The 14,407-nt window shown below is 69.1% G+C and carries 11 protein-coding genes; 10 read left to right on the forward strand and 1 reads right to left on the reverse strand.

What is annotated here, in order from left to right:
* Window positions 1-27: 27 nt before the first annotated feature.
* The 3 genes from lptE to hutC are packed head-to-tail and all read left to right on the forward strand — an operon-like array spanning window position 28 to window position 2,316.
* Complete coding sequence (gene lptE, locus KGR00_RS10145) at window positions 28-534, forward strand: LPS assembly lipoprotein LptE (protein ID WP_224416907.1); 507 nt, start codon at window positions 28-30, stop codon at window positions 532-534.
* The gene (gene holA / locus KGR00_RS10150) at window positions 531-1,589 is read left to right on the forward strand and encodes a DNA polymerase III subunit delta (RefSeq protein ID WP_129139631.1); all 1,059 of its coding nucleotides are present in this window, start codon (window positions 531-533) and stop codon (window positions 1,587-1,589) included. Before lptE ends, holA begins: the two co-directional genes overlap by 4 nt.
* Window positions 1,590-1,602: 13 nt before the next feature.
* Complete coding sequence (gene hutC, locus KGR00_RS10155; protein WP_224416906.1) at window positions 1,603-2,316, forward strand: histidine utilization repressor; 714 nt, start codon at window positions 1,603-1,605, stop codon at window positions 2,314-2,316.
* A 19-nt stretch (window positions 2,317-2,335) separates the two neighbouring features.
* Here the strand turns inward: hutC and KGR00_RS10160 are convergent, their stop codons facing one another.
* Window positions 2,336-3,679, reverse strand: coding sequence for a YjiH family protein (locus KGR00_RS10160; protein ID WP_224416905.1), 1,344 nt, complete (start codon window positions 3,677-3,679; stop codon window positions 2,336-2,338).
* 260 nt (window positions 3,680-3,939) lie between these two features.
* Here KGR00_RS10160 and hutI point away from each other — a divergent pair, with 260 nt between their 5' ends.
* From hutI to KGR00_RS10195, 7 genes are all read left to right on the forward strand, one after another.
* Window positions 3,940-5,148 (forward strand): imidazolonepropionase, encoded by a 1,209-nt coding sequence (gene hutI / locus KGR00_RS10165; protein ID WP_224416904.1) that lies wholly within the window; start codon window positions 3,940-3,942, stop codon window positions 5,146-5,148.
* Window positions 5,141-6,097 (forward strand): formimidoylglutamase, encoded by a 957-nt coding sequence (gene hutG / locus KGR00_RS10170; protein WP_224416903.1) that lies wholly within the window; start codon window positions 5,141-5,143, stop codon window positions 6,095-6,097. Before hutI ends, hutG begins: the two co-directional genes overlap by 8 nt.
* A gap of 227 nt (window positions 6,098-6,324) precedes the next feature.
* The gene (gene hutU / locus KGR00_RS10175; RefSeq protein ID WP_224416902.1) at window positions 6,325-8,037 is read left to right on the forward strand and encodes a urocanate hydratase; all 1,713 of its coding nucleotides are present in this window, start codon (window positions 6,325-6,327) and stop codon (window positions 8,035-8,037) included.
* 183 nt (window positions 8,038-8,220) lie between these two features.
* Complete coding sequence (hutH, locus tag KGR00_RS10180) at window positions 8,221-9,750, forward strand: histidine ammonia-lyase (protein ID WP_224416901.1); 1,530 nt, start codon at window positions 8,221-8,223, stop codon at window positions 9,748-9,750.
* A gap of 59 nt (window positions 9,751-9,809) precedes the next feature.
* Window positions 9,810-11,216 (forward strand): Na+/H+ antiporter NhaC, encoded by a 1,407-nt coding sequence (gene nhaC / locus KGR00_RS10185; RefSeq protein ID WP_224416900.1) that lies wholly within the window; start codon window positions 9,810-9,812, stop codon window positions 11,214-11,216.
* A 157-nt stretch (window positions 11,217-11,373) separates the two neighbouring features.
* Window positions 11,374-12,270, forward strand: a complete 897-nt coding sequence (locus KGR00_RS10190) for a glycine betaine ABC transporter substrate-binding protein (protein ID WP_224416899.1) — start codon at window positions 11,374-11,376, stop codon at window positions 12,268-12,270.
* 81 nt (window positions 12,271-12,351) lie between these two features.
* Window positions 12,352-14,388 carry a CocE/NonD family hydrolase gene (locus KGR00_RS10195; protein ID WP_224416898.1) on the forward strand — a complete coding sequence of 679 codons (2,037 nt, stop codon included), beginning with the start codon at window positions 12,352-12,354 and terminating at the stop codon, window positions 14,386-14,388.
* Window positions 14,389-14,407 lie beyond the last annotated feature (19 nt).

Here is a 14,407-nt window from a genome sequence, read left to right on the forward strand (position 1 = left end):
GACGTGAGTCGAGGCAAGGAGACCGCCATGAACCGTCGTACCTTCCTGACCCGCTCGCTGGGCGGGTCGCTCGCCCTGCTCGCCGCCGGTTCGCTGGCGGGCTGCGGCTTTCACCTGCGCGGCCGCGACCAGGTGGCGATGCGCCTCGACCGCCTGACGCTCGCCGGGCCGGCCGCACCGCTCACCGACGCGGTCCGCCAGACCCTGCGGCGCAGCGGCGTCGACACGGTCGATGACGCGCCCTGGCGGCTCAACCTGGATACCGAGCGACTCGTGGAGACGCCGCTGACCACCAACGATGCCGGCAGCCGCGACATCGAGCTGCGCCTGTCCGTGCCCTTCTCGGTCCAGCGCGTGCAAGACGACGCCTACCTGCTCGAACGCCAGGACCTCGAGGTGTCGTCGATCTACCAGACCAACGCCAGCGACCTGCTGGTTCGCGGCGACCGCCGCGAGGCGGCCATCAAGGACCTGCGCCGCGAGGCCGCGTCGCGTCTGCTCGATCGCCTGCAGAGTCTCGATCCGAGCTCATGAAGGTCTTTCCCGACAAGCTCCCGGAGGCGCTCGGCAAGTCCCTGCCGCCGGTGGTGATCGTCGCCGGCGACGAGCCGCTGCTGCATCGCGATGCCTGCGACGAGGTGCGCCGGGTCGCTCGCGAACGCGGCGTCGAGGAGCGCGAGGTCCTGCACGTCGAGAACGGCTTCCAGTGGGGGCGGCTCACCGAGTCCGCCGCCAGCCTGTCGCTGTTCGCCACCAGCAAGCTGATCGAGTTGCGCCTGGGCGATCAGGCCCCCGGCCAGGAAGGCGGCAAGGCCTTGGAAGCCTACGCCGCCCAGGCCGGGGGCAGCGACGACGTGCTGCTGATCACCGCCGGTCGGCTCGACCGCCGCCAGCAGCAGAGCAAGTGGTTCAAGGCCCTCGACAAGCTCGGCCTGTTCGTGCCGGTGTGGCCGGTGGATCACGCGCGGCTGGGCTTCTGGATGCGTGACCGGGCCGGCCGCCACGGCCTGCAGCTCGACATGGACGCCGCGCGCCTGCTCGGCGAACGTACCGAAGGCAACCTGCTGGCTGCCGACCAGGAGCTGCAGAAGCTCGCCCTGCTGCACCCGCCCGGCGCGCGTCTCGGGGTCGAGGCGATCGCCGGCGGCGTCGAGGACAACGCCCGCTTCGACGTCTTCACCCTCACCGACGCCTGCCTGCGCGGCGAACGCGAGCGCGCGGTACGCATCGTCCGCGGCCTGCGCGGCGAGGGTATCGAGGCGCCGGTGGTGCTGTGGGCACTGACCCGCGAGATGCGCACCCTGCTCTCGCTGCGCCAGCATCTCGATCAGGGCCAGAGCCTCGAACACGCCTGCAAGGCCCAGCGCCCGATGATCCCCGAGAAGCGGCGCCCCAACTACCAGCAGGCCCTGCAGCGGCTGCCCCACCGCCGCCTGCACAAGCTGCTGCTGTTCGCCCAGCGCATCGACCAGGCGATCAAGGGCGGCCTGCCCTTGCCCGTCTGGGACGGCCTCAACGATCTCGCCCTGACCCTCGCCGGCGGCCGCGGCCTGCTCGCCGAGATGCCCCAGGCCTATCGCAGCGCCTGATGGAGACACCCTCATGACCCGGGCGCCCCGCTATCAGCAGATCAAGCAGTACCTGCTCGAGCGCATCCGCACGGGGGAGTATCCCGTCCACCACCAGATCCCCCCGGAGGAGCAGCTGGCCGCGCAGTTCGAGGTCAGCCGCATGACCGCCAACAAGGCGATCCGCGACCTGGTCCACGAAGGCTATCTGGTGCGTCAGGCGGGGCTGGGCACCTTCGTCACCGACCTCAAGGCGGAGTCCTCGCTGCTCGAGATCCACAACATCGCCGAGGAAGTGCAGGCCCGCGGCCATGCCTACAGCAACGACGTGCTGCGCCGCGAGGCGATCGAGGCCGACGACGAGGTCGCCCTGCGCCTCGGCGTGCGCCTCGGCACCCGGGTCTTCCACAGCATCCTGATCCATCGCGAGAACGGCGTGCCGATCCAGCTCGAGGATCGTTACGTCAATCCCCGCTGGGTGCCCGACTACCTGGACACCGACTTCGCCCGGCACACGCCCAACGAAGTCCTGGTCGCCGCCTGCCCGATCTCCGACATGGAGCACGTGGTCGAGGCGGTGCTGGTCGACGCCCACACCGCCGAATGGCTGGAGATCCCCGCCAGCGCCCCCTGCCTGAGCATGGTGCGCCGGACGTGGTCGGACGACCACCTGATCAGCTACGCGCGGCTGCTTCATCCCGGCGACCGCTACAAGCTGCGTTCCTCCATGCAGCGGCGCCGCGCCTGATCGCTGGGCCCGGCGCGGCTCAGCCGCCGGCCAGCGCCTGCACCATGTACCCGGCCGGAATCGCCAGCAGCAGACTGAGCAGCGTGCGCAGGAACCACACCACAACGATGCGTCCCACGGACAGCGGGATGCTGGTCGACAGGATGCAGGGGATCGAAGCCGAGAAGAACAGCACCGAGGCGACCGAGACCACCCCGGTGGCGAAGCGCGCCGCGAAGCCGGCATCGCCCATCAGCAGGGCCGGCAGGAACATCTCGGCAAGCCCGGCTGACGCCGCCTGGGCCAGCGCCCGGGCCTCGTCGAGCCCCCACAGCGCGGTGACCGGGTAGAACACCAGGCCCAGCCAGTCGAACAGCGGCGTGTACTTGGCCAGCAGCAGCCCGATCAGCCCCACCGACATTATCGACGGCAGGATGCCGATCGCCATCAGCAGCCCCTCCTTGACGTTCAAGGCCACGTTGCGCCGCAACCCCGGCGCCCGGGCGGCCACCGCCAGCCCGGTCCGCCAGGCGGTGCTCAGGCGCTGCCCGGCGGGGACCGCGTCCTCCGTGACCGACTTGCTATCGTCGAGGCGCGACAGCGGCGGCAGGCGCACGGTGACCGCCGTGACCAGGAAGGTGATCAGCAGCGTCAGCCAGAAATACAGGTTCCACACCGCCATCAGGTCCAGGGTCTTGGCGACGATGATCATGAAGGTCGCCGAGACCGTCGAAAAGCCGGTGGCGATGATCGCCGCCTCGCGCGCCGAATACTGGCCCGCCTGGTAGACGCGGTTGGTGATCAGCAAGCCGATCGAATAACTGCCGACGAACGAGGCCACCGCATCGATCGCCGACTTGCCGGGGGTGCGCCACACCGGCCGCATCACCGGCTCCATCAGCACGCCGATCAGCTCGAGCAGCCCGTAACTGATCAAAAGCGCCAGGAACACCGCGCCGATGGGCACGATCAGCCCCACCGAGATCACCAGCTTGTCGAACAGAAACGGCAGCATGTCGGGTTCGAACAGCGCCGCCGGCCCCCAGCCGGACAGCGCCATGACCGCCGCGACGACCCCCAGCCACTTGAGCACGGTGAACACCCGGTCGGTGAGACTGCGCCGCCATTGCCCGCTGATCACCGGATACAGCGCCCCGGCGACGATCAGCGCCAGCGCGTACCAGCCATCCAGCGCCCCCAGCAGATGACGCGCTCCGGTCACCATGTGATCGAGCGGAATGGTGGTCTTGCCGTCGATGGTCAACGGCACGAAGAAGATCAGAATACCCAGCAGGCTGGGCACGAACAGACGCAGGACGTTGCTCGGCGAACCGTCGGCTCGCGTCTCATCGGCCCCCTCGAAGGCTTCGTCGGAATGGGACATGGGAATTGCCTCTCGTTGTGATTTTTTAATGTATATACATTAAGACGCCCCCCATCGTCACGCCCTTTTCCCGCCAGCGTCAGTTGGACCAAGGTCTAATAACGCCTCGCCGCCGTCGTGAAAGCTCAAGAAATCCATTTAAAACCATAGGCTTGTGAAAGAGTCGATGCACGCCGCAGCGGTGGCCTGCGAGTCGCCGACCTTGACGCGTATCGGGCGACCGCTTAAATGTATATACATTACGGATAACGGAGACTTTCATGACCCGGTCGACACGCATGGCATGGCGAGACATGACCCTCTTCGACGGCCTCGCCACCCTGCCCGAGCCGATGGCGGTGATCGTCGAGGACGGCCGCATCGCCGAACGCCTCCCGATGTCACGCTTCGATCCGGCGGCGTTCGCCGACTGCCGCGAGATGGGCCGCGGCGGCGTGATGACCCCGGGCCTGGTGGACTGCCACACCCACCTGGTGTTCGGCGGCAATCGCGCCGACGAGTTCGAGCAGCGCCTCGAGGGCGTCGACTACGCCGAGATCGCGCGCCGCGGCGGCGGTATTATCAGCACCGTGCGCGCCACCCGCGAGGCCAGCGAGGAGACCCTGTTCGCACGCGCCCTGCCGCGCCTGCAGGCCCTGATCGACGACGGCGTGACCTGTGTCGAGATCAAGTCCGGCTACGGCCTGGACCTGGCCAACGAATTGAAGATGCTGCGCGTGGCGCGCCGCCTCGGCGAGGCGCTGCCGATTCGCGTCGTCACCACGCTGCTGGCCGCCCACGCACTGCCGCCGGAGTTCGCCGACGACGCCGACGGCTACATCGATCACGTCTGCGAGGCGATCCTCCCCGCGGCGGCACGCGAGGGCCTGGCCGACGCCGTCGACGTGTTCTGCGAGACCATCGCCTTCTCCCCCGCCCAGTGCGAGCGGGTCTTCCGGGCCGCCGAGGCACACGGGCTGCCGATCAAGGCCCACGCCGAGCAGCTCTCCAATCTCGGTGGCAGCGCCCTGGCGGCGCGTCATGGGGCGCTGTCCGCCGACCACATCGAATACCTCGACACGGCCGGCGTCGAGGCGTTGCGCGCGGCCGGCAGCGTGGCGGTGCTGCTGCCCGGCGCCTTTCACACCCTGCGCGAGACGCAAGCGCCGCCGATCGACGCCCTGCGGCGTGCCGGCGTGCCGATGGCGGTGGCCACGGACGCCAACCCGGGTAGCTCGCCGCTGTTCATGCCCACCCTGATGCTCAACCTGGCCTGCACGCTGTTCCGGCTGACGCCCCGCGAGGCGCTGGCCGGGATGACCGCCCACGGCGCCCGCGCCCTGGGCCGGACCGAGCTCGGCCGCCTGGAAGTCGGCGCGCCCGCCGATCTGTGCGTGTGGGACGTCGAATCGCCGGCCGAACTCGCCTATGCCGTGCAGCCCGGTCGCCTGCGCCAGCGCCTCTTCAAAGGGGAACTCACCCATGGCTGAGACCCTCGACCGCGGCCTCTGGCAGGGACGCACCGACCCCGAGCCCGACAGCGAACGCTGGCACCAGCGGATCCGACCGCTCGCCGAGAGCGACGCACCGGGCTGCGCCCTGCTGGGCTTCGCCTCGGATGCCGGCGTGGCACGCAATCACGGCCGGACGGGCGCCGTCGACGGGCCATCGGCGATCCGCCGGGCCCTGGCGCCACTGGCCTGGCACCGCCGAGGCCCGGCCTACGATGCCGGCGACGTCCGCTGCGACGGCGATGCCCTCGAAGACGCCCAGCGACGCCTCGGCGAGCGCGTGGCGACGCTGCTCGACGCCGGTCACTCGCCGCTGGTGCTGGGCGGCGGTCACGAGATCGCCTTCGGCAGCTGGCAGGGCCTGGCCCGGCATCTGCAAGCCCGCCGGCGAACCGCCGACGAACGAACGCCGAGGGTCGGCATCGTCAATCTCGACGCCCACTTCGACCTGCGCGACCCGCAGCACGGCCCTTCATCGGGCACCCCCTTCGCCCAGATCGCCGCCGACTGCCGGCAGCGTGGCTGGCCGTTCCACTACGCCTGTCTGGGGGTCAGTCGCGCCAGCAACACCCGGGCGCTGTTCGCGCGGGCCGCATCGCTCGGCGTGCTGAGCCGCGAGGATCGCGACATCACGCACGCCACGCTGCCGGCGATCCGGCGCGACCTGCAACGCTTCATGGTGCGCTGCGACCGGCTCTACCTGACCGTCGACCTCGACGTGCTGCCCGCCGCCGAGGCGCCTGGCGTCAGCGCGCCGGCCGCCCGCGGCGTGCCACTGGCGCTGCTCGAGCCGCTGGTCGAGGCGGTCCGCGACAGCGGCAAGCTGGCCCTGGCCGATATCGCCGAACTCAACCCGACACACGACATCGACGGCCGGACCGCCAAGGTCGCCGCCCGGCTGGTCCACACCCTGACCCTGACTGGCTAGGAACTGCCTGAAAAGGACTGCGCTCGACAATACTGCGTTAAAAATTGACTCAAGATGCTCATTTACACCCCGTAAACTCCGCTCTTTCGCCGATTTTTGCCTTGTCTTGTCTTCGCTCGTCGACTTTTCAGACAGCACCTAGAGCAGCACATCCGGGGCTCGCCGTGAGGGGCTGCCCTCGGGGACAACACCGTTTCACGCCCGACATCGCTAACGAGGACATCACCATGAACCAGCATCACACCCTGCCCGACGGCCAGCGTCCGATCACCCGGCGCCACGACCCCAGCCGGCGCATCGCCGCGCCCACCGGGCCCGAGCGCTCCTGCAAGAGCTGGCTCACCGAGGCGCCGCTGCGGATGCTGATGAACAACCTGCACCCCGACGTCGCCGAACGCCCCGAGGACCTGGTGGTCTACGGCGGGATCGGTCGCGCCGCCCGCGACTGGGAATGCTTCGACAGGATCGTCGAGACCCTGCGGCGTCTGGAGGACGATCAATCGCTGCTGATCCAGTCCGGCAAGCCGGTGGGCGTGTTCCAGACCCACAAGGACGCGCCGCGGGTGCTGATCGCCAACTCCAACCTGGTGCCCGCCTGGGCCAACTGGGAGCACTTCAACGAGCTGGATAAAAAAGGCCTGATGATGTACGGCCAGATGACCGCCGGCTCGTGGATCTACATCGGCTCCCAGGGGATCGTCCAGGGCACCTACGAGACCTTCGTGGAGGCCGGTCGCCAGCACTACGACGGCAAGCTCACCGGCCGCTGGATCCTCACCGCCGGGCTGGGCGGCATGGGCGGCGCCCAGCCGCTGGCGGCGACGCTCGCCGGCGCCTGCTCGCTGACCATCGAGTGCCAGCAGTCGCGTCTGGACTTCCGCCTGCGCACCCGCTATCTGGACGAGCAGGCCAGCGATCTCGACGACGCCCTGGCGCGCATCGAGCGCTACACCGCCGAGGGCAAGGCGATCTCCATCGGCCTGTGCGCCAACGCCGCCGAGGTGCTGCCCGAGCTGGTCGAGCGCGGGGTCAAGCCGGATATGGTCACCGACCAGACCAGCGCCCACGACCCGCTGCACGGCTACCTGCCCGCCGGCTGGACCTGGGACGACTACGTGGCCCGCGGCGAGACCGACCCCGGGGTGGTGACCCAGGCCGCCAAGCAGTCGATGGCGGTGCACGTGCGCGCCATGCTGGCCTTTCAGAAGCAGGGCATCCCGACCTTCGATTACGGCAACAACATCCGCCAGATGGCCCTCGAGGAGGGCGTCGACGACGCCTTCGACTTCCCCGGCTTCGTGCCGGCCTACATCCGCCCGCTGTTCTGCCAGGGCATCGGCCCCTTCCGCTGGGTGGCACTGTCCGGCGACCCGGAGGACATCTACAAGACCGACGCCAAGGTCAAGGAGCTGATTCCCGACGACCCGCATCTGCACAACTGGCTGGACATGGCCCGCGAACGGATCAGCTTCCAGGGGCTGCCGGCACGCATCTGCTGGGTCGGCCTCAAGGATCGCGCGCGCCTCGGCCAGGCATTCAACGAGATGGTCAGAAACGGCGAACTCAAGGCGCCCGTGGTGATCGGCCGCGACCATCTGGACTCCGGCTCGGTGGCCAGCCCCAACCGCGAGACCGAAGGCATGCAGGATGGCTCCGACGCGGTCTCCGACTGGCCGCTGCTCAACGCGCTGCTCAACACCGCCGGCGGCGCCACCTGGGTCTCGCTGCACCACGGCGGCGGCGTGGGCATGGGCTATTCGCAGCACGCCGGGGTGGTCATCGTCGCCGACGGCAGCGACGATGCGCATGCCCGTCTGGGCCGGGTACTGCGCAACGACCCGGCCAGCGGGGTGATGCGCCATGCCGACGCCGGCTACGCTATCGCCCGGCGCTGCGCGGCGGAGAACGAGCTCGATCTACCGATGCTCGACCAGTCATGACGCGCCCCCAGACATTCGCGCGATGAGCGCCGGGGACGAGTCGAAGCGAGGGTTCGATGCCAGGGAAGGCATCGGTAGCGCCCGGGGACGGGTTTACAGCGCCCTCGCTCAGGCTGGTCGCCGGTATAGCGCATCGCGCCATGCCCAACATATTTGCTCAGGCCTGCTCAGGAGAGCCACTGCATGTCCCTTAAAATCCAACCCGGCGAGATGACCCTGGCGCAGGCACGCCGGGTCTTCGCGGCGCCGGTGTCCCTCGCCCTGCCGCCGGAGGCCGATGCCGCGATCGCCGCCGGCGTTGCCTGCGTCGACCGCGTGGTCGCCGAGGACCGCACCGTCTACGGCATCAACACCGGCTTCGGCCTGCTCGCCCAGACGCGCATCCCCCAGCACCGGCTCGAGGATCTGCAGCGCTCGCTGGTGCTCTCGCACGCCACGGGCACCGGCGAGGCGCTGGACGACGCCCTGGTGCGGCTGATCATGGCGCTCAAGGTCAACAGCCTGGCGCGCGGTTTCTCCGGCATCCGCCGCGTGGTGCTCGATGCACTGATCGCGCTGCTCGATGCCGAGGTCTACCCGCGGATCCCGGCCAAGGGCTCGGTGGGCGCCTCCGGCGACCTGGCCCCGCTGGCGCACATGAGCGCGGTGCTGCTCGGCGAGGGTCAGGCACGCCATCGCGGCGAGTGGCTGCCGGCCCGCGAGGCGCTGGCCGTCGCCGGCCTCGAGCCGCTCACGCTGGCCCCCAAGGAGGGCCTGGCGCTGCTCAACGGCACCCAGGTGTCCACCGCCTACGCCCTCAAGGGGCTATTCGAGGCCGAGGACCTGTACGCCGCCGCCACGGTGTGCGGCGCGCTGACCGTCGAGGCCACGCTCAGCTCGCGTTCGCCGTTCGATGCGCGCATCCACGAGGTACGCGGCCAGCGCGGCCAGGTCGACGCCGCCACGGCCTACCGCCGGCTGCTCGGCGAGCGCAGCGAGATCAGTGACCTGCACGCCGACTGCGGCAAGGTCCAGGACCCCTACTCGCTGCGCTGCCAGCCCCAGGTGATGGGGGCGGTACTCACCCAGTTGCGTCAGGCCGCCGAGGTACTGGCCGTCGAGATCAACGCCGTTTCCGACAACCCGCTGGTATTCGCCAGCGAAGGCGATATCATTTCGGGCGGCAACTTCCACGCCGAGCCGGTGGCCATGGCCGCCGACAACCTGGCACTAGCGATCGCCGAGATCGGCTCGCTCACCGAGCGGCGCATCTCGCTGATGATGGATCAGCACATGTCGCAGCTGCCGCCCTTTCTGGTCGAGAACGGCGGGGTCAATTCCGGCTTCATGATCGCCCAGGTGACGGCCGCGGCCCTGGCCAGCGAGAACAAGGCGCTGGCGCACCCGCACAGCGTCGACAGCCTGCCGACCTCCGCCAACCAGGAGGATCACGTGTCGATGGCCCCCGCCGCCGGTCGGCGGCTGTGGGAAATGGCCGCCAACGTGCGCAGCATCGTCGCCATCGAATGGCTGGCCGCCTGCCAGGGCCTCGACTTCCGCGAGGGCCGGCGCAGCACCGAGGCGCTGGAACGGGCTCGCACGCGGCTGCGCGAGCGGGTCCCCTACTACGCCGAGGACCGTTTCTTCGCCCCCGACATCGAGCAGGCCGAAACGCTGCTCGCCGCGGGCGTGCTGAACGCGCTGCTCGACCCCGGCCTGTTGCCCAGTCACTGACCCCACGCCCGCGTCGCGGGCGATGGCGTCTACAGTCATCGCATTCCAAGGTCGTTTTAATGTCCGAACAACGACGTCCCATCCCCTTTCTCGTCGCCCTGCTGCCCTTCGCCGTGATGATCATGACCATGATGACGACGATCATGATGTTCGACGGCAGTCCTCACGTTCCCCTGCTGATCGGCGCCGTGACCGCGGGTCTGGTGGCCTGGCGCTACGGCTATGCCTGGGCGGACATCGAACAGTTCGTCTACGACGGCATCAAGAAGGTGCTGCCGGCGGTGATCATCCTGATGCTGGTCGGCCTGCTGATCAGTTCCTGGGTCGCCGGCGGGGTGGTCGGCACGATGATCTATTACGGGCTCGAGTTCCTGTCGCCGGAGTATTTCCTGCCCACCCTGATGCTGATCTGCGCGGTCAGCACGCTGATGATGGGCAGTTCCTGGTCGACCATCGGCACCCTGGGCGTGGCGGGCATGGCCGCGGGCACCAGCATGGGCCTGTCACCGGCGGCCCTGGCCGGGGCGATCGTCTCCGGGGCCTTCTTCGGCGACAAGATGTCGCCGCTGTCCGATACCACCATCCTCGCCTCGGGCATCGCCGGCGCCAACATCTTCGCCCACATCCGGCACATGCTCTACACCACGGTGCCGGGGCTGGTGATCGCGCTAATCGTGTTCTGGATCATGGCCGGCGGGCATGGCGGCGCCGACATCGACCGGGCCATCACCACCGTGATCACCAATCTGGAGGCCAACAGCGTGATCACGCCCTGGCTGTTCGTCATCCCGCTGGCGATCCCGCTGCTGGCGATCAGCAAGGTGCCGGCCGTGCCGACGCTGATCCTGGGCATCGTGATGGGCAGCCTCGCCTACCTGTGGGTGCAGGGCGGCGACGTCGAATCGCTGTTCACGATCCTCCAGGGCGGCTATGTCGCCGATACCGGCAACGCCGGGGTCGACAAGCTGCTCAGCCAGGGCGGGCTCGACGCCATGATGTACACCATCTCGCTGGCGATCATCGCCATGACCTTCGGCGGCATCATGGAAAGTACCGGCATGCTCGACGCCATCGTCGGGCGCATCGTCGCGCTGGCCAGAAGCGGCCGCTCGTTGTGCGCCGTCACCGTGGGTTCCTCCTTCCTGACCAACGTGATCACCGCCGAGCAGTACATCTCGATCATCATCCCGGGGCGTATGTACGCCCACGCCTTCCGCGACAAGGACCTGCACCCCAAGAACCTGTCCCGGGCCCTGGAGGACGGCGGCACCATCACCTCGGCGCTGGTGCCGTGGAGCACCGACGCGATCTTCGTCTACAGCGCGCTGGGCGTCAGTGCCTGGGCCTATGCGCCCTACGCGGTGCTCAATTACACGGTGCCACTGATCTCCATCGCCATGGCGCTGGCCGGCATCGCCATCGTCAGCAACCGCGACGCCCCGTCGCCGGCCCCCGCCTCCCGGTGACCCCCGACGGCACTCCCCGGAGTGCCGTGTGGCCTCCGCCCCATCCGTGGGATCCGCTATCGCAGGTATCACGGATACTCATCAATCGACGCGGCGGGGTGCGTTACTCTGGATCGGCGACGAAAGTCGTATCCGATAACAACAGAGGACTCTCGCTGTGAAGCACCCCATCGCGACACTGCTGACCACCCTGGGGCTGAGCCTTGCCGGCGCGGCCGCGACGGCCCAGGCCGCCGACGAGCCGATCGTGGTCGGCGGCCTCAACTACACCGAACACCTGATTCTCACCTCGGCCACCGCCCAACTGCTGGACGCCCACGGCTACGATGTCGACAAGCGCGACGGCCTGGGCACCTCGGTGCTGCGCCAGGCCCAGGAGAACGGTCAGGTCGACCTCTACTGGGAATACACCGGCAACTCGGTGATCCTGTTCAACGATCAGCCGCAACCCGACACTGCCGCCGAGACCTACGCCACCGCCAAGCGGCTGGATGCGGACAAGGGCCTGGTCTGGCTCGATCCCTCGGACACCAACAACACCTATGCCCTGGCCATGCGCGAGGCCGACGCCGAGCAGCGCGGCATCCATACGCTCTCGGACCTGGCCGCGGCGATGAACGACGGGGCCGGGCTGACGCTGGCCTCCAACGCCGAGTTCTACGCCCGCGACGACGGCCTGCGGCCGCTGCAGGAGGCCTACGGCTTTCGCTTCCCGCGCGCCGACGTCAAGCGCATGGATTCGGGGCTGACCTACAACGCCCTGCGCGACGGCGAGGTCGACGTGGCCCTGGTGTTCGCCACCGATGGTCGCAACGGCGCCTTCGATTTCGAGGTCCTCGACGACGACCAGCAGTTCTTCCCGGTCTATCAGCTGGCGCCGGTGGTCCGCGCGGAAACCCTCGAGGCGCATCCCGACCTGAAGCCACTGCTCAACCGCATGTCCGCCGCCCTGAACGACACGACGCTGATCGATCTCAACAGCCGCGTGGACATCGACGATCAGGACATCGACAAGGTGGCTCGGAGTTTCCTGACCGAACACGACCTCATCTGATCTCCTCTTTCTCCCACCCTTTTCCGTCTTTCACCGTCGGGGCGATGCCGGCATCGCCCCGTTCCGACGACAGGACAGGCCATGTTTCCCAGCGGCAGCCAACCCGACGCCCGGGAAGTCCGCGACTTTCCGCACGCCATCGTCGAGGAGCCGGCGCTCTTCATTCCGTTGCCCGACGGCACGCGCCTGGCGGCGCGCCTGTGGCGACCGGCGGACGCCGACGCACACCCGGTCCCGGCGATCATCGAGTGCATTCCCTACCGCAAGCGCGATGCCACCAGCGCCGACGACGAACGCATGCACCCCTACTTCGCCGGCCACGGCTATGCCGCGCTGCGCATCGACCTGCGCGGCAGCGGCGACTCTGACGGCGTGCTCGAGGACGAATACCTGAGCGGCGAGCAGGACGACATCGTCGCGGCGATCGCCTGGATCGCCGCGCAGCCCTGGTGCAGCGGGCGCGTCGGCATGCTGGGCATCTCCTGGGGCGGTTTCAATTCGCTGCAGGTCGCCGCTCGCCGGCCGCCGGCGCTCGCCGCGATCATCGCCGTCGGCGCCACGGTCGACCGCTACCACGACGACGTCCACTACAAGGGCGGCTGCGTACTCAACGAGAACTTCGGCTGGGCGGCGTCGTCGCTGTCGTTCATGTCGCGTCCGCCCGATCCCGCCCTGCGCGACGACTGGCGCGAACTCTGGCGACACCGGCTCGCCCACCAGCCGTTCGTCGCCGAGCACTGGTTCGATCATCAGACACGCGACGCCTACTGGCGCCACGGGTCGGTGTGCGAGGACTATGCGCGGCTGACCACGCCGATCCTGGCGGTCACCGGCTGGGCCGACGCCTACGTCAACTTCGTCGCCGAGATTCTCGAACACGCCCCGGGGCCGCGACGCGGCATCGTCGGTCCCTGGCCCCACGCCTACCCGCATCTGGCGATGCCGGGACCGACCATCGGCTTCCTCCAGGAAGCGCTGCGCTGGTGGGATCACTGGCTGAAGGATCGCGACACCGGGATCATGGCGGAGCCGCTCTACCGCGTGTACTGCCAGGGCTTCTCCGGCGCCGACCCGCAACGCCGCGACATTCCCGGGGAGTGGCTAGCCGAGACGCAGTGGCCGAGCCCGCACGTGCGCTCGCACACCCTGGCGCTGGGCGACGGCCGTCTGCAGGCGCCGGACGATGACGCCACCCACCGCGAGGCACGGTTGTGGGCACCCGCCGACAACGGCCTGCAGTGCGGCGAGTACATCCCTCACAGCAGCGGCCCCGAGATCGCCGGCGACCAGCGCGCCGACGACGCCCATTCGCTGGTCTACGACACTCCGCCGCTGGAAAGCGACACGGTGATCCTGGGACGCCCGGAACTGGCGCTGCGCGTCAGCGTCGACCAGCCCCGCGCCAACCTGATCGTGCGGCTCTGCGACGTATCGCCGGATGGCGTGTCGCAGCGCGTCTCCTACGGTGTGCTCAACCTCTGCCACCGCGACAGCCACGCCGCCCCGGCCGACGTGCCCCCGGATACCCCGCTCGACGTCACCGTGCGCCTCAACCAGGCCTGTCACCGCTTCGTCGCCGGCCACCGGCTGCGCGTCTCGGTGACCACCGCCTACTGGCCGCTGGTCTGGCCGAGTCCCTACCCGGTCACCCTGACCCTGCACGAGGCGGGCTGCCGCCTCGTCCTGCCCGAGCGCAACGCGCACGAAACGCCGCCGGTGAGCTTCGCGCCGGCGGTGTTCTCCGGCCCCGTGCAGCATCGCGTGGTGCGCGCGGGCGGCCAGTCCCGGGAGGTCAGCCACTCGCTGACCGACGGCTGGACGCGGCACGCCATCGTCGACGACTTCGGCGAGATCGCCTACGACCATGGCCTGCGCAACGTCGCCTCGGCGGACGAACGCTACGCCATCCACCCCGACGCGCCGGCCACCGCGACCATGAGCAAGAGCTGGCGGCAGACCTTCCGGCGCGACGACTGGTGCGCCCACACCGAGACCTGGGCACAACTGCACTGCGACGCCGACGGGTTCTATCTGGAAGCGCGGTTGCAGGCCTTCGAGAACGGCGAACGATTCATCGATCGACGCTGGATCACGCGGCGCCCCCGCCGCTGGGTGTGATGGCCAGCGACTGTGTCAT

Origin of the sequence: Modicisalibacter sp. MOD 31.J (assembly GCF_020147985.1) — a bacterium.
GTDB classification, from domain to species: Bacteria; Pseudomonadota; Gammaproteobacteria; order Pseudomonadales; family Halomonadaceae; genus Modicisalibacter; species Modicisalibacter coralii.

What these genes read in the sequence shown, in the direction of transcription:
- lptE (WP_224416907.1), top strand. Translation starts at nt 28, where the DNA reads ATGAACCGTCGTACCTTCCTGACCCGCTCGCTGGGCGGGTCGCTCGCC.
- holA (WP_129139631.1), top strand. Translation starts at nt 531, where the DNA reads ATGAAGGTCTTTCCCGACAAGCTCCCGGAGGCGCTCGGCAAGTCCCTG.
- hutC (WP_224416906.1), top strand. Translation starts at nt 1,603, where the DNA reads ATGACCCGGGCGCCCCGCTATCAGCAGATCAAGCAGTACCTGCTCGAG.
- KGR00_RS10160 (WP_224416905.1), bottom strand. Translation starts at nt 3,679, where the DNA reads ATGTCCCATTCCGACGAAGCCTTCGAGGGGGCCGATGAGACGCGAGCC.
- hutI (WP_224416904.1), top strand. Translation starts at nt 3,940, where the DNA reads ATGACCCGGTCGACACGCATGGCATGGCGAGACATGACCCTCTTCGAC.
- hutG (WP_224416903.1), top strand. Translation starts at nt 5,141, where the DNA reads ATGGCTGAGACCCTCGACCGCGGCCTCTGGCAGGGACGCACCGACCCC.
- hutU (WP_224416902.1), top strand. Translation starts at nt 6,325, where the DNA reads ATGAACCAGCATCACACCCTGCCCGACGGCCAGCGTCCGATCACCCGG.
- hutH (WP_224416901.1), top strand. Translation starts at nt 8,221, where the DNA reads ATGTCCCTTAAAATCCAACCCGGCGAGATGACCCTGGCGCAGGCACGC.
- nhaC (WP_224416900.1), top strand. Translation starts at nt 9,810, where the DNA reads ATGTCCGAACAACGACGTCCCATCCCCTTTCTCGTCGCCCTGCTGCCC.
- KGR00_RS10195 (WP_224416898.1), top strand. Translation starts at nt 12,352, where the DNA reads ATGTTTCCCAGCGGCAGCCAACCCGACGCCCGGGAAGTCCGCGACTTT.